We start from the raw sequence: 18,805 nt of genomic DNA, 5'->3' as shown, positions 1-18,805 counted from the left end.
CATGCCTTTAGACAAGTCATTACATAGAGTGTTGCTGAATCCTAAAGTGTTTCAACGAGCAACATCAACGCAACACCTAATTTATTTAGTAAACCAATATCTCAAAACGGGATACAAGAATTATCGCTTATTACGTGTAGAGGACGGATTTGCGATATGTAAACAGGAGGATGAATAATATGGCAGTTTATAGACCAGTACACGTTTCATTTTGGCAGGATTCATTTGTTTTAGATCTTACACCGGAGGAGAAGTATTTCTACTTATATTTGATGACAAACAGTAAGACGTCTCAATCAGGAATCTATGAACTTCCACTTCGTATCATTGAAACTGATACAGGATATAACCGCGAAACTGTTATGAAGTTATTAGAACGTTTTGCTGAGTATGGAAAAATTAATTACAACCAAAAAACAAAAGAGTTGTTCTTAATCAACTGGTTGAAATTCAATCCGATTAAAAATGTAAACATTGAAAAGTGTGTTTTAAAAGAGATTCAATCTGTGAAGGACCAAGATTTTTTAGCTGATTTCTATGAAACATGTTTGCAATTAGAACGTGAACAAGATTTCAAAATCCCTCGTATCAAGGAGTATTTATCAGTCCGTTTGGAGGGACTTATAAGGGGCTTCCAAGACCCTAGCAAGGAAGAAGAAAAAGAAAAAGAAGAAGAAAAAGAACAACAACAAGAAGAACGCGCAGGCGCGGAAGAAGTTGTTGAGGTTAATCCAATTTCTTTTTACGAGCAGAACTTCGGATTCATTACACCTTTTATCGCAGATGGTATTCACGCTTGGATAGATGATTTAAATGCGGAGCTAGTTGTAAAAGCTATGGAGATTGCTTTAGAGAAAAATACGAGAAACATGTCTTACGTAAATACGATTTTACGAGATTGGCATCTTAAAGGTTTTAAAACGATAGTAGATGTTGAAGTAGCTGATAAAGCATTTCGTACTCAACGATTAGCAAAGGCACAACAACCGACGCAAGCTCCTTATCAACAGAAAGGCTTATCAGAATCTACTAAGAACGTAATACAGCAGCAACAATCATGGGAGAAAAACATTCCAACGGATGAAGAACTGGCAGCACTTAATCAACAAAATGGGTGGATGGTTCAATGAGTAACGATATGATTCGTAACGCAGAAGCTGAACAAAGTGTTTTAGGTAGCATTATTCAAGAAGGCGATTTAATTAAAGATTGCCAGCTAAAGGAAAAACAGTTTTCTTTACCAACACACCAAGTGATTTTTAAAGCGATGAGAGAGTTAGAGGATGCTGAGGTTCCAATAGACCTTGTCGCTCTCATGGGGAAATTCGATGAGAGCTTTATGAATCAGATTGGCGGAATTGAATTCTTTGTAAACCTGACAGAAGTTGTAACAACAACTAAAAACTTCTCGTATCATGAAGGTTTAGTGATTGAAGCTTGGAAGATGCGACATGCTCAAGAGGTTGCTGGTAACTTATATAATCGTCTTCAGGATGAAAGAGATATTAGTGCTATTAGTACATCAATTGATGAATTAAGCGCCATTGAGGAAACGGGTTATTCAGATGAATTTAATCTAAAGGAAACCCTAGTTGATCTGTATAAGAATATGCAAATTGATGTAGGAGATTTAACCGGTATACCAACTGGTTATGACGACTTAAACAGAATGACCGCGGGATTGCAAGAAGGCGATTTAATTATTATTGGTGCCCGTCCTTCGATGGGGAAAACAGCATTTGTATTAAACGTTGCTTTCCATGCAGCGAGCGCTCATGCAGCAACGGGAGTCTTTTCGCTAGAGATGGGAGAAGAGCAGTTACTTAAGCGTATGATCTCAAGTACTGGAAATATAGATGCTACGAAATTAAAGAATCCTAAAAAGCTATGTAATTTAAAGGATTGGGAAAAGATTAGTCAGGCCATGGGCTTGATAAATGATTTACCACTAGAAATATACGATAAAGCCAATGTAACAATGCAAGAAATTTACGCAAAGACTAGGAAACTAAAGCGTAAATACCCAGACAAAAAAGTGCTAGTCGCAATTGATTACTTGCAGCTTATTGTAGGTGACCCAAAGCACAAAGGAAATCGCATGCAAGAGATTGGTGAGATTAGTCGCAAGCTAAAACTTATGGCAAGAGAGCTAAACGTATGTGTGGTTGCATTATCGCAGTTAAGTCGTGCTGTTGAAAGTAGACAAGATAAAAGGCCGTTACTCTCAGACCTACGTGAAAATGGTCAAATTGAGCAAGATGCGGACTTGATTGCATTCTTATATCGTGAAGATTATTACAACCGTGAAACAGAGAATAAAAACATAACAGAAATCATTTTAGCGAAACAGAGAAATGGCCCAGTTGGTGTAGTTGAACTAGCATTTATTAAAGAATTTAGTAAGTTTGTAAATTTAGAGCGTAAGTTCAATCGTCAACAGGAGGCTTAATCATGTTGTTACGTCAAGAAGTAGAGCGTAGAAAACTAGCAATCATTCGTAAATTATTGGGATTAGGATTAGCTGAAATTAACGGACAAACATTAGATCAACTAACGTTAACGCAGCTTGAAGGAATCTTAATTGCAAGCTTGCAGGTATTGGAGGGAAAGAACAATGCCAAAGCAATTAACAATTTTTGACGTGGAACCAGTTGTATCATTTGATCTTAAGAAAGCTCATATTCACCGTTTGAATTCAAAATTACGGTATGCAGATGTGGTTGTACAAATACCACGTCATGCCAAAGCGATTGATGAATTAAAACCAACGACAGCGCCTGATGAACGTTATGAGTTATTTGAAGATTACACAATTGGAATTTGGCGTTATAAGCGAGCGGAGGATAAACAATTTGTATGGGAAGAAGCAGAAGAAACGTGTAAGCGAGCAAGGGATAGCAAAGAGCCGATTCCAATACGGCTCCATTTGTCACTTGAACAATCATTTGTTCCAGAAAATGTTGTGCAATATCTATAGACAAATAAAAAAAAGCTGAGATCACTCTCAACTTACTTCGACAAAGTAATTATAACATATGGGAGTGATCTTGGTGGGAATCCGGAAAGAAAATCTTGTAGAAATGACAGCTGAAATAGATTTGAAAATAAACGGAATATATGTTATTAAAAATGGTCAAATCCAACTAATAGAACCACCTCAAGGTGGATTTGGTGAACAATCATTTGTATATCAAAGTGGAAAAGTAATTCGTATGGAAGAACGAAAAACACAGTTACTTTAATCAAATTTGAATTTTATAAAAATTAATTGAGGATAATCCTTATAAATAAAAGCTCCACTCTCAAAAGGGTGAGAGTGGAGCCTGTGGATGAAATTACTGAGTTCTTGGGATGGTGAACATCAGCACATAAATAATATCATGAGTATTCAGAAAAAACATTGAGTAAATGTTTCCGATTTTTCAAATTATAGTTAATTGGTTTTCAATAAAAAAAAGCGTTATTTGGGAGGAAGTGAGATTAATGATAATAGCAGCTGTAATGGTCTTGTCCTTTGTATGGTGGTTTAGTCTCATAGCATTCTCTGTCTATGCAACTATATTTTGTTGTGTAGACAGTACAAAAGGTAATTTGTACGGAACATTATTTGGTGGATCTGCCTTAGGGCTATCATCGTTTGCAATATATTAACTGATTACAAGTGTGTAAATGAAAACAAAATCCTTATTTGAAAACAAGAATCCCTAGAGTTAGGGCTCTAGGGATTCTTGTTTTGGTATATCTCACACGGTTTTATAAAAAGGATTGAACATACTGAAGATAACAAATGAATGTTTCATAAATGTATCGAAAAAGTGAACAAAATTGCTATTGCAGAAGTAGCAGAAATGAAGTTTCTAATAGTTAAGTACGTAAATGGTGTTATTTCCAGTGGATAAAATGTGCGTGGGGCACCTAATCATTATTTTATCGGAGGAAAAGAATATGTTATGAACTTGGGTGAATGAAAAAATGAATATTTTACTTTAAGCGAAGTTAATGAAATATATTTTGGGGGTTATATCAATGCTTGTTATCTCGATGGACACTTTAACTTTATAAAAGTCCTAGAGGAAAAACACAACTATGAGGAATGGCTAGCTATAAAAGTGAACAAAATCGTTATTTGATAGGATAAATAATGATGAAAACCGTGTTTGTAAATTAATTTTTAACATTTAATACAATTTATCATCTAATAAATATTAGAGGGAAGGAGGTATTGATGTGGACCGATTTAGAAGAATGTCTGATACTCAAAGGTTTATAGATCCTGTAACTATAGGGCCGACTCTTCCGCCACTCCCGGCCATTATTTTTCCAACGGGTCCAACCGGAGTAACGGGCCCAACCGGAGTAACGGGCCCAACCGGAGTAACGGGCCCAACCGGAGTAACGGGCCCAACCGGAGTAACGGGCCCAACCGGAGTAACGGGCCCAACCGGAGTAACGGGCCCAACCGGAGTAACGGGCCCAACCGGAGTAACGGGCCCAACTGGAATAACGGGTCCAACCGGAGTAACGGGCCCAACCGGAGTAACGGGCCCAACTGGAATAACGGGCCCAACCGGAGTAACGGGCCCAACCGGAGTAACGGGCCCAACTGGAATAACGGGTCCAGCCGGAGTAACGGGCCCAACTGGAATAACGGGTCCAACCGGAGTAACGGGCCCAACCGGAGTAACGGGTCCAACTGGAGTAATACAAACGACAAATGTATTGTATTTTACTTTTTCAGACGGGCAAAAACTCGTCTATACAAATGCTGATGGCTTACCTCAATATGGAACAACACAGATATTGTCACCAAGTGATGTTTCCTATATTAATTTATTTGTAAACGGAATTCTTCAGCCACTATCTTCGTACCAGGTTGTAACAGGGCAGTTAACTTTGTTAGCCCCTGAAGCTCCAGTGCAGGGAGCTTCAATTATTTTGCAATTCATTACTATTAGTTAAAAAAAGGACAGATTTCTTTATTAAGAAATCTGTCCAAAAGTAAAAGATGTGAATTAAGTTACGATAAATTCAACGGTAATAGGGATTCCTGGATCCAATGTGTCTCCTCCTGGAATTGTGATTGCACCAGCCGCGCCAGTAGTAACACTAGAGCTTCCGCCTGGTTGGAGTACACCATTCACGTAGAAGTTGTAATACGTAAAAACTGGAAATGCTGTAGCAGCCACACCAGCATCATTTAGACAAGCTGTAGCAGCAACCGCAAACGCAGCACCTGTCCCTGTTCCTGCGCCTAGTGTGGATGTAAATCTTCTAGAAGCTATAAATGGAGGTACGATAGCCATTTGGTATTCACCTCCTTCTCAATTTTATTAGGACTAAATTATGAGAAAACTTGTCCTATATTGTATTCTATGACGTACTTAAATACTAGAAACGGCTTATGTACTAGTATTTAAATGCAATTATTAATTTCGATGTATATAGATTTTTTGATATCGAATAAAAACGCTATTTGATAACTTAGTTATGTAGATGAAAAATAGTGCACAAAGTTTTTTGTGCACCACTATATCAAAAACTATGACTTGTCAGGTTAGTATATGTTCATTTTACACAATGGTGAACAAATTGAAGTGGAACTTAAATTTAAAAAGAGCACTTAAATAAGTGCTCTTAGGACCAAAACTCTTAATGTAAAAGAATACGTGATATAATATGGGATTTCTTTAATAATGTGAGTCATTTGAATAAAGAGAAGTTGTACAGTAAAAAAAGAGCACTATACACAAGTGCCCTTCGATAAGGAGGTAACTCTCTGAGCTAAACGTCTTTCGATATTAAGGTATGTTTAATGGGTAAGAAATAAAACCAAAAGTGTAGTGGAATAAAAAAGGACAAGAAGTGTCACCTGTTCATGGGCTAGGCGATAGAATGCCTTTTTAGCTGGTATATAAGCATTATATGTAATGAAAATCAGAATATACAAGAAAGAGCAGCTAGCAAAAGCTAACTGCTTAGCCCCATGGAAGAGAGAGGGGCTCTTTATTAGGTCTAAGGCTGAAATAAGGGTTTTAGATGTTAAGATCTAAGACCTAAGACCTAAATATAGTATGGATTTCACTTCAGAAATTATGCATATAAATTATGTTCCTACAAAAATGGTTAAAAAACAAAGCAGCTAGCTCAATTAGCTAACTACTTGTTTTACAAAAGAAATTAGGCCATACAAGTAATGATATGTAACTTGAAGTTACAGCTATAGTATAAACGTAATTGGAAATGTTATGCGGGAACGAAAGGGAACTTAATAAAAATTTCATTTTGTAGAAAATCTTCGCACAAAAAAGAGTACCGTATACAAGTGCTCTTTGTAGGGAGGGCCCTATGAGTGAAAAGTTTCCATATCCATAATATATGCTTGCCCTATCAAATGGTGACAAGCTAATTAAAATAAAAGAGCAGCTAGCAAAAGCTAACTGCTCGGCTCCAGAGGAATTGGAGAATGGGTTGTCTACAGTATTGCCGGAATATTTAGTTTTATTCAGGGGAGGAAGAGGGAAATGAACAATTCTAGACTGTCCCAACTTGGTTTTGGTCTGCAATATCAGAATCATATGTGTTTGTTGCACTAACACCGCTAAAGGTATTGGCAACAAAAGCAACATTTGATGAACCCGAACCATTATAAGCTTTTGTATTTTCCTTTGGAGAAACGTTATAAAAATCACCTAAGTTGAAAGAGCCGTTACTATTTTGTACAACCATATTTCCAACAACAGAGGGCATTGTTTTCACCTACTTTCTTAGAAAGTATTTAAATTAGCATATGGTTTATGAGTCTAGATGTGCATCTGGATCTGAAAATTTAAAAATGAAGGTTGTTAGAAAACCTAATAAAATAATCCTTTTCTAATAAGAAAGTTACTAAAATATGAGAAAATGATATAATAATACCAATTACACATTTAGTCCTACTGGAAGAACCAGCGGACATCAAACTATAAAGAGCATTAGTGATATTGCTCTATAGTTTGGTGTCTGCTTTTTTGTATTTTATTAACAAAATAGACAAGGAGCGTTTATATATGACTCAATTAACTTTCTTATCTAAAATTGATCGTGCAGCAACACAAGGGAAATTAGAAAGCCTTCTTGAAGAAGTACGTATTTACAAACAGTTCGGAATGGTTCGAGAAGAAATGAAAGTCACTCCTTCATATGAAGTGAGATATCATGGCCCTACAAATACAGTAGGAAACCCATTAGAAGATGTAGCTTTAGAAAATATAAAGCGTAGTGAACGTGAGCAATACCTTGAAAATATGTCATTCCGCATTGATCAATTTTTAAGTCGTTTGGGTAATGGACGTGCAGGAAGAATTCAGAGGGATATCATTAAAAAGCGTTATTTAGAAGAAGAAGACGTATGTGATTATATGATTTATAACGAGATTGGAATGGCTGAACGTACTTATCGTCGTTGGAAGTCCAGAGCATTTTATAATTTAGCTTTTGCTCTTAGATTAGAAGCGTATGAAATAGAAAAGCAAAATGGAGGGGAGGATCTATGAACTTTGTTCAACCTATTCGTGATCCGGAGCAAATACAGCAGATTAAAGAATATCTGAAGGAAAACAATGAACGTAATTATATTTTGTTTGTAATGGGTATTAATACAGGTTTACGGATTAGTGATATTTTAAAGTTAAGAGTTGGTGATTTAAAAGGAAGTCATATTTCAATGAGAGAAAAGAAGACAGGCAAACAGAAACGTATTCAATTGACTCCAGCATTAAAAAGAGAACTACGTTGGTACATTGAAGAAAGAGATGACAATGAGTATTTAATTAAGAGTCGTGAAGGAAAGAATAAACCGATTGGACGCAGCATGGCATATAAGATACTTAGAAGTACAGCAGCAGAGTTTGGATTGGATGAGATAGGTACACATACATTACGTAAGACATTTGGATATCACATGTATATGCAGACGAAGAATATTGCCTTACTTATGGAGATATTTAATCATTCATCTGAAAGGGTTACGTTAAGATACATAGGTGTCAATCAAGATGCGATGGATAAAGCTATGATTAAATTTAAAATATAGCAACATCCTTTTTATTTTTTTATTTTTATAATTACCCATTTTTTATGTGTTGTGTAACTCAAAAAGGGAAGGCTTATGAAGCTATGAATATCAAGGGCTCTAGCGAAAGGGTCAGTTACACAAAATATAAGATATGGGTAAGTGATGGATTAAGTTAATTGAAATGTATTTATTCTTTATAAGTATAAATTTTTGGTAACGGTACATTCTATGAGAGGTAATTACTATATTTGGGTAAGGTGTTCCTTATGAGTTATAAGAACTTATTTTCTTTAATCAAGAACATGATTGGGAAAATTTTTTCTATAGTAAGTATTGTTGCTAAAAGTCTAATTTCTTTAAGGAGGAATATTTTTATGGGTATTTTAAGTGGAAATCCACAAAATGAACCAATGCACTACGGAGAAGTCTTTGGGATTTGGAGTTATCTTGCAGCGGCACAAGGCGCAATTGCTGGATATCAAGTTCTTATTAACCACACAGGAGACGAGGATTTAAAGAAATTTTTAGAAAACCTTGTAGAGAATGATATCCAATCAGAAGTTGAAGAATTAAAAAATATATTAAAATTGAATGGTGTTGCATTACCACCAGCACCTCCAGAAAGACCAGTTGCATCTATTGAAACGATTCCTCCTGGAGCTCGCATTAATGATGCAGAAATTGCTGCAAAAGTTTCTATGGATCTTGCTGCTGGGTTAGTAGCATGTAGCCAAGCTATGGGTCAATCTCTTCGAGAAGATGTAGGAATGATGTTTGGTCAATTTCATATGAAAAAAGCACAAGCTGGAGCTATATTACTTCGTCTGAATAAGAAAAAAGGTTGGATTATTCCGCCTCCATTACATGTTCTACAATCAGATCAAGCATAATGCCTAAATAAAAATCCAATTTATTCTTTATGGCTGTTGCAGTGGGGTTGTCTAGGAAAATAAAGATTATTAGCGAATTGAAATAAGTGGCGGAGTCGTGACCGCTTTTTGGCAGTAAATGTGCCGGTTGTTTTGGAATGAACGTGATATATTTGTATTGTGAGAAGTGGCGGAAAACATTTTTTCACGTTCCTTTATAATTCAAATGGATCGTTAGGCTATGGGTGATGGTTGAGGATTGAATGAGATGTTGTTTCTTGTTTTCAATTCCAAAGTCAAAATCTGTTGTGTAAACGGAGAAGGGCTTTTGCTCTTCTTCCAGTTACTTAATATTGCTGGGACAGATAAACGCAAACAACATTAGGTGGTTGGAAGAAGAATAAAACTTCATTTACCGTATTTTTAGTAATAACATACGATTTTGACGAAAGGACAACTGATATAAGGTTGTTCTTTTTATAATTTATTCCTGTATAGAAATGTTGTAATATAATTTTGGAAGTAATTTCTAATAAGGGAGTGGATGGTATGAGTATTAAGGACAAACTAGATTTAATAAATAAACAAGATGATGTATTTGAAACCGCAGGAGATTTATTAAAGAATGGTCATGAATTAGTTGATACACTTTCTGAATATAGTCCTTATGTACGTTTAGCAAATAACTGGATGAATAAAAGAAGAGAGAAAAAGTGTAAAGAATTTCTTCAAGGATTAGGGATGAAGGTTCTCTCTCGAGAAGAACTTACTTCTGATGATTTGCAAAAACTAAATGAGTTATTAAATAAAAATGTAAATAGACTTTTAGTTTTAGATATTCTAGAAGAAGCAACAAAAACTGTATCAGATACTTCCTCGAAGCTATTAGGAATTATAGCTGGGCAAGTAATGAAAGAGGAAAGACAATTTAATTATAATGATTGGATTCTTATTAATGGTCTAAAAAACATGAATAATTGGGATATTGATAGCTTTAAGAAAATATATTCACATTTTGAGGCTTATCCCCAAAAAACGAGGGTAAATACTAAGCGTTTACTGCTAATTATATCTGAAGAAGAATATGAACAATTGATAAATAATTCATCACAAGTAGAAGCACGTTTGATAGAAGAAGAGAAAAGGGTTATGAAAAGTGAGGAATATAAAACACTTAGGTCTTCTTTAATGCGAATAAATAGTTTTCAAATTTTAACTTTAGGCCCTGTTACATTTGATAATGATAGTGTTAATTTTGAAAGAAATCCGGCTGGAGATGAATTATATAAATTAATTAAAGAAATTGAATAAATAATTTGTTAAAGCATCCATTCGGGTGCTTTTTATTTTGGTTAAGGAGTGAGATAAATGAAACTAACTAAACAAGAACAAGCGGTTGCAATTGGTACATTCATTTCAATGTTAGGACAGGACCTTATAAATGAGCGTATTGATAAACAGAAATTAGAAAGTGCAATTCCAATCTTTAACGAGTTAGAAGATAACACAACACCAAAGCAAAAGAGAGAAGCGATGATTAGTTTGCTTGGTAAGGCAATGGATGAATTCATTAATAGTAAGGAGTGAGACAGATGCAATTAACTAAACTTGAGAAAGCAATTGCTCTTGGAACAATCCTTAATTCTATTGATGAAGATAAGCTTGAAGATTGTGTGGAGTTAGAATCATTACGGCCAGTAGTGAAAGTTCTAAATAAATTACATAAGAGAACAAAACCTGAAGAAAAGAAAGAAGCCATAACGAATTTAATTAGTAAGTTGATGGATGATCTATTAAACGATAAGGAGTGAAGGTAAATGGAACTAACTAAACTAGAGGTAGCAATTGCTCTTAGTGCATTCATTCAAGGGTTAGATGAGGAAGAACTTGATAAAGGTAATGATTTATTAAAACAAATAGATAATGAATTAGATAACATAGTCAGTAACTCAACATTAAATCAAATGAAGGAAGCTGGTAAAAGTGTTGTAAGTAAATTCATTCATAAGATATTAGAAGATGAAGAACAGTGAAGCAATACAAAACCAAACAACAGAAGCGTAAGTTCTATGATAGTGGTGAGTGGAAGAGTATACGAGAACAAGTAAAGAAGCGTGACAACTATGAGTGTCAGGAGTGTAAGCGCAACGGTCGAGTACAAACAGACACCAATGAATACAGTGAGAGTGCCAAGCGTAAGAAGATACAGTTAGTTGTCCATCATATCAAAGAGCTTGAAGATTATCCTGAACTTGCATTAGAAATAGATAATCTCGAAACAATCTGTGTGGATTGCCATAATAAAGAACACGGTAGAACATTCAAAAAGAAAATCAATAAATGGGAAAATGATGAAAAGTGGTAAAAATGATTCGATAATGATACCCCCCTTAAATTATTTCATCAAAAATTGCTCTAAGGGGCACCGGAGGAGGGGGTCGATTTTTCAAATTTATAACCAAATTCGCGCGTTATATCAAATTGGGAAATGATGTAAATCAGAAGGGAGGGATATTGTGGCTAGAGTGAAGCGTGAAACAATGAGAAAAAGGATTGAAAAGGATCTAACAAACCAATTGAAAGAAAAGAAGATTGTAGGAAATCATTATACTGACTTAATTCAAGACTATTTATCGTTGTGGGATTTAAAGTGTATTCTTGTTGATGATATTGAAGAAACAGGAATAAAAGTATCTGGCATGCATGGTCCGAAATCCAATCCTTCTATTAACGATTTACATAAAACAAATGATCGAATGATAAAGATTTTAGATGCACTTGGATTAGAAGCATCGGCAGAAGAAAAGAAAGTTCCTTCAAAACCTGTGCGCTCTATTAAAGATTTAACATGATTCAAAATAAATATGTCACTGAATATATTGAAATGTATCGCGCAGGGAAAATTAAGCTGAATAAAGAGCGCATAATGCTAATTGAGTACCTGGAGACATACATCTTAATACGCGATGATTTGTATTTTGATAATGAAATGCATGAGGACTATATAAAATTCACTGAGAAATGGTACTTTGAATTGCAAGAATTCCAAAAGTTCCTAACAGCATTTGTTTTTCTTTTCTATAAAGAAGATGATTCTGTTTTTTACGAGCAATTTTTAATTATGATGGCTCGTGGTGGTGGTAAAAACGGTTTAATTTCATCATTATGCCATTTCTTTATTAGTCCGTTGCATGGAATAAATCGATACAATGTTTCAATTGTGGCGAACAACGAGAAGCAGGCTAAAGTTTCTTTTCGTGAAGTCTATGATGCTATTAAAGGAAAAGAAATACTAGAGGATATGTTTTATCGAACCAAGGTAGAGATACTGAGTAACGATACTCAAAGCATTATGCAATATCATACATCTAATGCTGGTTCTAAGGATGGACTTCGTGACGGTTGTGTTATTTACGATGAAATACATCGATATGAAAACTTTGATGTAGTAAATGTGTTCTCTAGTGGACTTGGAAAAGTACCAAATGCTAGAGAATTTTTTATTGGTACAGATGGCTTTGTCCGCGACGGATTTCTGGATAAAACAAAAGAGCGAGCGATGAATATTCTAAAGGGAAAAGATTTAGAAGATCCATTATTTCCTTTTATTTGCAAAATAGATAATCCAGAAGAAATTGATAATCCTGATGTATGGGAAAAAGCGAATCCGATGTTTAGCGAGCCGAGAAGTTCTTATGCTAAACAATTATTTAAAAAGGTATTAACTCAATATAAACAATTAGAAAATAATCCTTCAAACCGTGAAGAATTCATCACAAAACGTATGAATTATCCTGAAACAGATTTAACAAAGTCTGTAGCTTCATGGGAAGAAATCATGCGTACTGGTTTTGAAGAAGATGGGGAAACGCTCAGAGAGGTTCCAGATTTAAAACATAAAGTAGCTGTAGGCGGACTCGACTTCGCCAGCATTAAAGACTTTGCTGCGGTTGGTCTATTATTTAAACATGGTGAAGATTATATATGGAAAGGTCATTCATTTGTACGTAAGGGATTTTTGGACAAGGTGAAATTAAAAGCACCTATATATGAATGGGCTGAAAATGGCTTACTAACTATTGTGGATGAACCAGTTATTAATATCTCTCACATTGTAGATTGGTTTGTAAAAATGCGTGAGTTATACGGTGTTAATACGATTGTAGCCGATACATTCCGTCTTGATCTTGTTAAAACGGCACTTGAAGCTGAAGGATTTATATTGTTGTATATCCGTAATCCAAAGGCAATACATTCTCTTTTAGCACCAAGAGTTGAAACGTTATTTGCAAACAATCGTATTATTTTTGGGGATAATCCATTAATGCGTTGGTACACCAATAACGTCTACGTCCACATCAAAAAAGACGGCAACAAAGAATACCTGAAAAAAGATGAATTTAAGCGAAAAACAGATGGATTCCAAGCTTTTATACATGCGTTATGGCAAGCGGATAATATTCTTGTGGATGAATTCGACTTTATGCTAGATGGTATTAAATTCTAATAAAGGGGGTGATAATCATTGGATGGTTAGGTTCAGTATTTAAAAGAAATAAAGAACTAGAATTCATGTTGGATCTGGACATAATTACTGATACAGCAAACAGGCTTCATATGAAACGTTTAGCAATTGATACATGTGTCTCATTTTTAGGAAGGACGATTAGTCAATCTGAATTTAGAGTAAGAAATGGTAAAGTATTTAAGAAGGATGAGCTTTATTATCGATTAAATGTAAGACCAAACAAGAATATGACCGCAAGTACCTTTTGGGAAAGGTTTGTTCGCAAACTTATTTATGATAATGAGTGTTTAGTCATACAAGCAGATGATGGTGATTTACTTATTGCAGATGGATTCCAACATAATGAGTATGCTGTGTTTGAAGATACCTTTACTGATGTAAGGGTAAAAGATTATACGTTTAAGAGAAGTTTTAAGCAAAGCGAAGTTATTCATTTGAAGTATCGGAATGATAAATTATCTCCACTTATTGATGGATTGTTTGCAGATTACGGTGATTTATTTGGTAGGATACTAAATTCACAGAAACGTAAAAATCAAGTTCGTGGCACGGTTGATATGGATATGATTGGTGCTAAAACTGAGGAACAAATAGCAAAGTTACAAGAGTTTATAGACAACATGTATAAGTCAATTGGTTCGAAAGATATAGCTATTGTTCCACAGCAAAAAGGTATTAATTATAACGAGATATACAATGGTGTTGCAAATGGTCCAAGTGTGGAAGAAATCAATAAAGTAACAAATGGTTTCTTGAATCAAGTAGCTATGGCAATTGGTATTCCTATAGCTCTGATATATGGAGAAATGGCTGATGTAGAAAAGCAAACGAAAAATTATATGCTTTTCACAGTACGGCCATTATTAAAAAAGCTATCTGATGAAGCGAACGTTAAATTCTTTGAAATGAGTGAATATCTTTTAGGACGAAAAATTGAGGTTAAGGCTGTTTCCTATCAAAGTATATTTGATCTTGCGACAAGTATTGATAAACTTATTTCTTCAAGTGCATTTACAGGAAATGAAATTCGTTCAGAAGTAGATTATGAGGAGTCGGATGATCCAAATCTAAATATCCATCATATTACGAAGAACTATACAAAATTAAATGAATCTGAAGGGGGTGAGAAATGATGGAGCATGTGAATATGAATAAGCTTTTGAACTTAAAACGAGATATTCGTTTTGAAGCTAAAGGTGAAAATGAATACAAATTAACTGTTTATGGGTCAATTGGTGGATGGTTTAGTGAAAATAATGCTGAAGCAGTAAGAAGAAAAATTCAAGATGTTAAAGCAGAAAAAATTCACGTTCATATTAATTCTGGTGGAGGTTCCGCTTTTGATGGTGTAGCAATTTGTAATCAATTAAAGCAGCATAGTGCAGAAATTATAGTTCATATTGATGGTTGGGCAGCTAGTGCCGCGTCTGTAATTGCAATGGCAGGTGATAAAATCATTATGCCTAGTAATACTATGATGATGATTCATCAAGCAAGTACCTTTGAATATGGAAATGCAGATTTATTTGAAAAAACAGCACGAGATTTACGAAAGATTGATTCAGCTTTAGCGGCATCTTATAAGAAACGTTTTGTTGGAACAGATGAAGAATTAAGGCAACTATTAAAAGATGAAACATGGCTAACAGCAGAGGAAGCAGTTGCTCTTGGTTTAGCTGATGAAATTGCTGATGAAATTGAAATTGATGATACGCAAGAAGAGGAAGAAGTGGAAGTTGTAGAAAATTTCAAAGAAGATTTAGTTGCTAAGTATACGAAACAACCAAATAATCAAAATCCAAAAGAGCCTATTCAAGAACCTGTTAATAAACAGAATTTGAGTACGCTCTTTTTAAATTTAGGAGGAAAATAAAATATGGTTATTAAATTTAATAATTTTGAAGAGAAGAAACTAGCTTTTGCGAAAGCGACACAGGAAGGTACACCAGAAGAACAAACAGCAGCATTAAATTCTATGATTGAAGCACTTGCTACAGATGTTCGTTCGGATATCTTGAATCAAGTCAATGAATCTATTGTAGATCGTTCTATTATGCAGTCTCGAGGTTCTAACGTATTAACAAGTGAGGAAATGAAATTCTTCAATGTAGTAGTTCAAGATGGTGGATTTAAAGATACTGAAACATTACCTAAGACAACACAAGAACGAATTTTTGATGATTTAGTTCAAGGTCATCCGTTGTTAGCACATATCGGATTAGAAAACTTAGGTGCTGTGACAGAATTTATCTATGGAGATCCAGAAGGTGCGGCTGTATGGGGACCATTATTCGGTGATATTAAAGGACAACTAAATGCCACATTCCGAAAAGAGTCTATCTCTCAACTTAAATTAACGGCATTTATCCCATTGGCGAATGACATGCTTAAACTTGGTCCAGTGTGGGTGGAACGCTATGTTCGTACAATGATTTCAGAAGCTATGTCTGTTGGTTTAGAACGTGGATTCGTAATTGGTACAGGTAAAGATGAACCTATTGGATTGTTAAAAGATCCAAGTGGAAGTGTTGTCGGAGGAGTATATCCAGATAAAAAAACAGCAGGGACTTTAACATTTGAACCAGGTCGAAAAACAATCAATGAATTAAAAGGAGTTGTTAAATTACTGGCTAAAAAGCTAAGTCCTGATGGTAAAACTGATGCAGACAGACCAAAAAATATTGCTGGGAAAGTAGTTATGGTAACAAATCCGTTTGATACTTTTGATATCCAAGCAAATGCAACAATTCAAAATGCAGCTGGAGTGTATGTGACAAGCTTACCGTTCAATCCAACTCCTACAGAATCAGTGTTTGTACCTCAAGGTAAGGTGCTGTTTTTTGTTAAAGGAGAGTATATTGCAGCGATGGGTGGAACTGAACCAATTAAAAAGTATGAAGAAACATTAGCTTTAGAAGATGCAACACTTTATATTGCTAAACAATATGCTACGGGTAAGCCGAAGGACAAATATACTTCACAAGTTTACACATTAAGCCTTGAGGAAACACCACCAGCAACTAAATAAGGAATGATGTAAATGGAAACAGTAATTTCAAATGAAATATTACAGCAATTCAAAGATAGGATGCGATTAGGTGATGATGAAGACGATAACCTGAGACGTATCCTTTTTGCATCCAATGAAGCTTTAATAAAAGTGTGTGGATCGTATGACATAAACAAAGATGAGACGTTCAAAGAACTAGTTTTTGAGCGTTCTCGTTATGTTTATAATGATGCGCTTGAGTATTTTACTAAGAATTTTTTAACCGAAATTAATAGTTTTGGCATTGCAAAAGCTTTAGAAGAAATCAAACTGGACGGTGAATAAGATGCGTCCTTTTCAATACAAAAAGCCACTGAATACAGGTGATTGTAGAAATCGAATTATCATTGAACAACCTGTAGTAATAAAAGATGAATTGAATCAGCCAATTGAAACAGATTGGCAAGAAGTTAAAAAAGCCTGGTCGATGATAAAAACGGTAAAAGGTTCCGAGTATATTGAAGCTTCAGCTTCACAGGCTACTCGGATTTATCGGTTTGTTATCCCTTATACATCGGGAATTACAGAAGAAATGCGGATCAAAATGAAGAATCGTATCTTTGATATTATCGAACCACCAATGAATGATGATGAAATGTATCAAACATTGACCATTATCGCAAAGGAGCATACTTAATATGAATGATTTTGCGAGTGAGATTGCTAGAGAATTACAAAGGTATGCGAATGTCGTGGAAGAAAACTTAGAAAATGAAATCGAAGAAATAGGGGATATTGCTGTAGATAAATTAAAGCAAAATAGTCCTAAAAAAACAGGTACTTATCGTAAAAGGTGGCGTAAGAAGAAAGAAGGTAAAGGTGTTGTTCTTCATAATACAAAAGGACAATTAACACACCTTTTAGAAAATGGACATGCAAAAGTTAGTGGTGGACGTGTTCCGGCACAAGTGCATATTCGTCCAGTTGAAGAGTTTGTAATTGATGAATTGCCAAGACGCATCGAAAGGGCGGTTCAACAATGACATTAGGTGAAATAACAAAAATCCTTGAAGCTACAGGTTATCCTGTAGCTTATTCGCATTTCACAGCAACACCAGGTAACCAAGTACCAAAACCGCCATATATTTGTTTTCTTGTGGACGGTTCAGCGAATTTAATGGCTGATAACAAGGTTTATCACAAGATTAATGATTTAAATATAGAGCTTTACACAACTAAGAAAGATTTAGTTGCAGAAGCCAAACTTGAAAAGGTCCTGGGCGATCATGAGATTCCTTATGACTCGCCATTGGAAGGGGTTATTGAATCTGAAAAAATGTATCAAAAATTATATGAAACGAGGTTGATATAAATGAACAAAGTTACTTTCGGTTTAAAAAATGTTCATTATGCATTATTAGATGTAACAAATGGTACGGCTAAATTTGGAGTTCCAATTCCAATGCCAGGTGGAGTTGAATTAACCTTTGAACCTAAGGGTGAGTTAACGGAATTTTATGCGGACGATATGGTTTACTATTCAGCAGACAATAACCAAGGTTATGATGGCACGTTGGGAATTGCTAATATTCCAGAACAATTTGCAATTGACGTGTTAGGAGAGCAATTAGATGAAACAGACGGTGTGTTAAACGAAGTTGCAAATGCAAAGAGAAAACCATTTGCACTGTTATTTGAATTTGATGGGGATGAAAAAGCAGTTCGACACATTATGTATAACTGTTCAGCGAGTCGACCAACCATTGCATCTAAAACAAAAACAACTTCAGCTGAACCAAATACAAATGAACTAAAGTTTGTTTCAAGTCCAATTGTTTTAGTACCAGGTGGAAAACGACTGGTTAAAACAAAAACAACTTCTAAAACTACTCAAGCAATTTATGACGGCTGGTACAACGCGGCATATATGAAAAAAGGAGCTTAATATAGATGGAAAAGACAATTGTTATAGATGGACAAAAAGTTAAATTAAAAGCTACAGCGGCAACAGTTAAACGATACAAAGCGCAATTCAGACGTAATTTATTTGCAGATCTGATGGCGTTAGGAGCAATTAATGCTTTAACTTCACCAGATGGTTCACAACAACCTATTGATGTGTCTAATTTAGATTTAAGTAACGTGGATTTTGAGCTTATTTATGATTTGACGTGGTTATACGCTAAAACGGCTGATCAAAGTATTCCTGATCCTATGACGTGGCTGGATGAATTTGAAGAATTCCCGATTGAAGAAATTATGCCAGAAGTCATGGAATTAGTTCAGGTTACTATGGGAGCAAAAAAAAAATAAAGAAAAATAATGGAGAGCAAGGGACATTCAGTGCTGAAGAATTAACCACTGAT

The 18,805-nt window shown here is 35.0% G+C and carries 28 protein-coding genes; 26 read left to right on the top strand and 2 right to left on the bottom strand.

Annotation, left to right across the window (positions count from 1 at the left end; genetic code table 11):
• Nucleotides 1-179: 179 nt before the first annotated feature.
• The 7 genes from LUS72_RS18760 to LUS72_RS18730 all read left to right on the top strand — a co-directional run bounded on the left by LUS72_RS18760 (nucleotide 180) and on the right by LUS72_RS18730 (nucleotide 4,959).
• A complete protein-coding gene (locus LUS72_RS18760) occupies nucleotides 180-1,130 on the top strand; it encodes a DnaD domain-containing protein (RefSeq protein WP_264447873.1) in 951 nt (316 codons plus the stop codon).
• Nucleotides 1,127-2,449: a replicative DNA helicase gene (gene dnaB / locus LUS72_RS18755; protein WP_264447871.1), complete on the top strand. Its 1,323-nt coding sequence runs from the start codon at nucleotides 1,127-1,129 to the stop codon at nucleotides 2,447-2,449. Before LUS72_RS18760 ends, dnaB begins: the two co-directional genes overlap by 4 nt.
• Nucleotides 2,450-2,451: 2 nt before the next feature.
• Entirely contained in the window at nucleotides 2,452-2,640 is a 189-nt protein-coding gene (locus LUS72_RS18750; protein ID WP_016109007.1) for a hypothetical protein, read from the top strand.
• The gene (locus LUS72_RS18745) at nucleotides 2,615-2,977 is read left to right on the top strand and encodes a cell division protein SepF (protein ID WP_264447868.1); all 363 of its coding nucleotides are present in this window, start codon (nucleotides 2,615-2,617) and stop codon (nucleotides 2,975-2,977) included. The genes LUS72_RS18750 and LUS72_RS18745 overlap by 26 nt, the downstream gene beginning before the upstream one ends.
• Nucleotides 2,978-3,050: 73 nt before the next feature.
• Nucleotides 3,051-3,242 (top strand): DUF3954 domain-containing protein, encoded by a 192-nt coding sequence (locus LUS72_RS18740; RefSeq protein ID WP_264447866.1) that lies wholly within the window; start codon nucleotides 3,051-3,053, stop codon nucleotides 3,240-3,242.
• A 241-nt stretch (nucleotides 3,243-3,483) separates the two neighbouring features.
• Complete coding sequence (locus tag LUS72_RS18735) at nucleotides 3,484-3,651, top strand: hypothetical protein (RefSeq protein ID WP_264447864.1); 168 nt, start codon at nucleotides 3,484-3,486, stop codon at nucleotides 3,649-3,651.
• A 576-nt stretch (nucleotides 3,652-4,227) separates the two neighbouring features.
• Complete coding sequence (locus tag LUS72_RS18730; protein WP_420720165.1) at nucleotides 4,228-4,959, top strand: DUF4183 domain-containing protein; 732 nt, start codon at nucleotides 4,228-4,230, stop codon at nucleotides 4,957-4,959.
• A gap of 53 nt (nucleotides 4,960-5,012) precedes the next feature.
• On the opposite strand, the gene LUS72_RS18725 is transcribed toward LUS72_RS18730, so the two are convergent.
• Together LUS72_RS18725 and LUS72_RS18720 are read right to left on the bottom strand one after the other, a co-directional pair.
• Nucleotides 5,013-5,303: a DUF4183 domain-containing protein gene (locus LUS72_RS18725; protein WP_264447862.1), complete on the bottom strand. Its 291-nt coding sequence runs from the start codon at nucleotides 5,301-5,303 to the stop codon at nucleotides 5,013-5,015.
• A 1,228-nt stretch (nucleotides 5,304-6,531) separates the two neighbouring features.
• Nucleotides 6,532-6,747, bottom strand: coding sequence for a spore germination protein (locus LUS72_RS18720; RefSeq protein WP_264447860.1), 216 nt, complete (start codon nucleotides 6,745-6,747; stop codon nucleotides 6,532-6,534).
• Nucleotides 6,748-7,046: 299 nt separating this feature from the next.
• On the opposite strand from LUS72_RS18720, the gene LUS72_RS18715 reads away from it, so the two are divergent.
• From LUS72_RS18715 to LUS72_RS18625, 19 genes are all read left to right on the top strand, one after another.
• Nucleotides 7,047-7,532, top strand: coding sequence for an ArpU family phage packaging/lysis transcriptional regulator (locus LUS72_RS18715; RefSeq protein ID WP_264447858.1), 486 nt, complete (start codon nucleotides 7,047-7,049; stop codon nucleotides 7,530-7,532).
• Entirely contained in the window at nucleotides 7,529-8,071 is a 543-nt protein-coding gene (locus LUS72_RS18710) for a site-specific integrase (protein ID WP_059037601.1), read from the top strand. Before LUS72_RS18715 ends, LUS72_RS18710 begins: the two co-directional genes overlap by 4 nt.
• 356 nt (nucleotides 8,072-8,427) lie before the next feature.
• On the top strand, nucleotides 8,428-8,943 hold the full coding sequence (locus tag LUS72_RS18705; RefSeq protein ID WP_000512143.1) for a DUF3231 family protein: 516 nt from the start codon (nucleotides 8,428-8,430) through the stop codon (nucleotides 8,941-8,943).
• A 528-nt stretch (nucleotides 8,944-9,471) separates the two neighbouring features.
• On the top strand, nucleotides 9,472-10,233 hold the full coding sequence (locus tag LUS72_RS18700; RefSeq protein WP_264447851.1) for a hypothetical protein: 762 nt from the start codon (nucleotides 9,472-9,474) through the stop codon (nucleotides 10,231-10,233).
• Nucleotides 10,234-10,290: 57 nt separating this feature from the next.
• On the top strand, nucleotides 10,291-10,509 hold the full coding sequence (locus tag LUS72_RS18695; protein WP_264447849.1) for a hypothetical protein: 219 nt from the start codon (nucleotides 10,291-10,293) through the stop codon (nucleotides 10,507-10,509).
• 5 nt (nucleotides 10,510-10,514) lie between these two features.
• Nucleotides 10,515-10,733: a hypothetical protein gene (locus LUS72_RS18690; protein WP_264447847.1), complete on the top strand. Its 219-nt coding sequence runs from the start codon at nucleotides 10,515-10,517 to the stop codon at nucleotides 10,731-10,733.
• Between the two features lie 6 nt (nucleotides 10,734-10,739).
• A complete protein-coding gene (locus LUS72_RS18685) occupies nucleotides 10,740-10,955 on the top strand; it encodes a hypothetical protein (RefSeq protein WP_264447845.1) in 216 nt (71 codons plus the stop codon).
• Complete coding sequence (locus LUS72_RS18680; RefSeq protein ID WP_264447843.1) at nucleotides 10,952-11,287, top strand: HNH endonuclease; 336 nt, start codon at nucleotides 10,952-10,954, stop codon at nucleotides 11,285-11,287. Before LUS72_RS18685 ends, LUS72_RS18680 begins: the two co-directional genes overlap by 4 nt.
• Before the next feature lie 151 nt (nucleotides 11,288-11,438).
• A complete protein-coding gene (locus LUS72_RS18675) occupies nucleotides 11,439-11,774 on the top strand; it encodes a P27 family phage terminase small subunit (protein ID WP_098290793.1) in 336 nt (111 codons plus the stop codon).
• The gene (locus LUS72_RS18670) at nucleotides 11,771-13,429 is read left to right on the top strand and encodes a terminase TerL endonuclease subunit (protein WP_264447838.1); all 1,659 of its coding nucleotides are present in this window, start codon (nucleotides 11,771-11,773) and stop codon (nucleotides 13,427-13,429) included. Before LUS72_RS18675 ends, LUS72_RS18670 begins: the two co-directional genes overlap by 4 nt.
• An 8-nt stretch (nucleotides 13,430-13,437) precedes the next feature.
• On the top strand, nucleotides 13,438-14,583 hold the full coding sequence (locus LUS72_RS18665; protein WP_264447836.1) for a phage portal protein: 1,146 nt from the start codon (nucleotides 13,438-13,440) through the stop codon (nucleotides 14,581-14,583).
• Nucleotides 14,583-15,323, top strand: coding sequence for a head maturation protease, ClpP-related (locus LUS72_RS18660; protein WP_264447834.1), 741 nt, complete (start codon nucleotides 14,583-14,585; stop codon nucleotides 15,321-15,323). Before LUS72_RS18665 ends, LUS72_RS18660 begins: the two co-directional genes overlap by 1 nt.
• A 3-nt stretch (nucleotides 15,324-15,326) precedes the next feature.
• Entirely contained in the window at nucleotides 15,327-16,478 is a 1,152-nt protein-coding gene (locus tag LUS72_RS18655; RefSeq protein WP_264447832.1) for a phage major capsid protein, read from the top strand.
• A 12-nt stretch (nucleotides 16,479-16,490) separates the two neighbouring features.
• Nucleotides 16,491-16,784: a hypothetical protein gene (locus tag LUS72_RS18650; protein WP_264447830.1), complete on the top strand. Its 294-nt coding sequence runs from the start codon at nucleotides 16,491-16,493 to the stop codon at nucleotides 16,782-16,784.
• A gap of 1 nt (nucleotide 16,785) precedes the next feature.
• Entirely contained in the window at nucleotides 16,786-17,136 is a 351-nt protein-coding gene (locus LUS72_RS18645) for a phage head closure protein (RefSeq protein WP_264447828.1), read from the top strand.
• Nucleotide 17,137: 1 nt separating this feature from the next.
• Nucleotides 17,138-17,482, top strand: a complete 345-nt coding sequence (locus LUS72_RS18640) for an HK97 gp10 family phage protein (RefSeq protein WP_264447826.1) — start codon at nucleotides 17,138-17,140, stop codon at nucleotides 17,480-17,482.
• Nucleotides 17,479-17,811, top strand: a complete 333-nt coding sequence (locus LUS72_RS18635; protein ID WP_264447824.1) for a hypothetical protein — start codon at nucleotides 17,479-17,481, stop codon at nucleotides 17,809-17,811. Before LUS72_RS18640 ends, LUS72_RS18635 begins: the two co-directional genes overlap by 4 nt.
• A complete protein-coding gene (locus LUS72_RS18630; RefSeq protein WP_264447822.1) occupies nucleotides 17,812-18,384 on the top strand; it encodes a major tail protein in 573 nt (190 codons plus the stop codon).
• Between the two features lie 5 nt (nucleotides 18,385-18,389).
• The gene (locus tag LUS72_RS18625; RefSeq protein ID WP_264447820.1) at nucleotides 18,390-18,752 is read left to right on the top strand and encodes a hypothetical protein; all 363 of its coding nucleotides are present in this window, start codon (nucleotides 18,390-18,392) and stop codon (nucleotides 18,750-18,752) included.
• Nucleotides 18,753-18,805 lie beyond the last annotated feature (53 nt).

Source organism: Bacillus cereus (assembly GCF_025917685.1).
GTDB classification, from domain to species: domain Bacteria; phylum Bacillota; class Bacilli; order Bacillales; family Bacillaceae_G; genus Bacillus_A; species Bacillus_A cereus_AT.
Note: the sequence above shows the minus strand (reverse complement) of the source record. Positions and strands in the feature narration are given on the sequence as shown.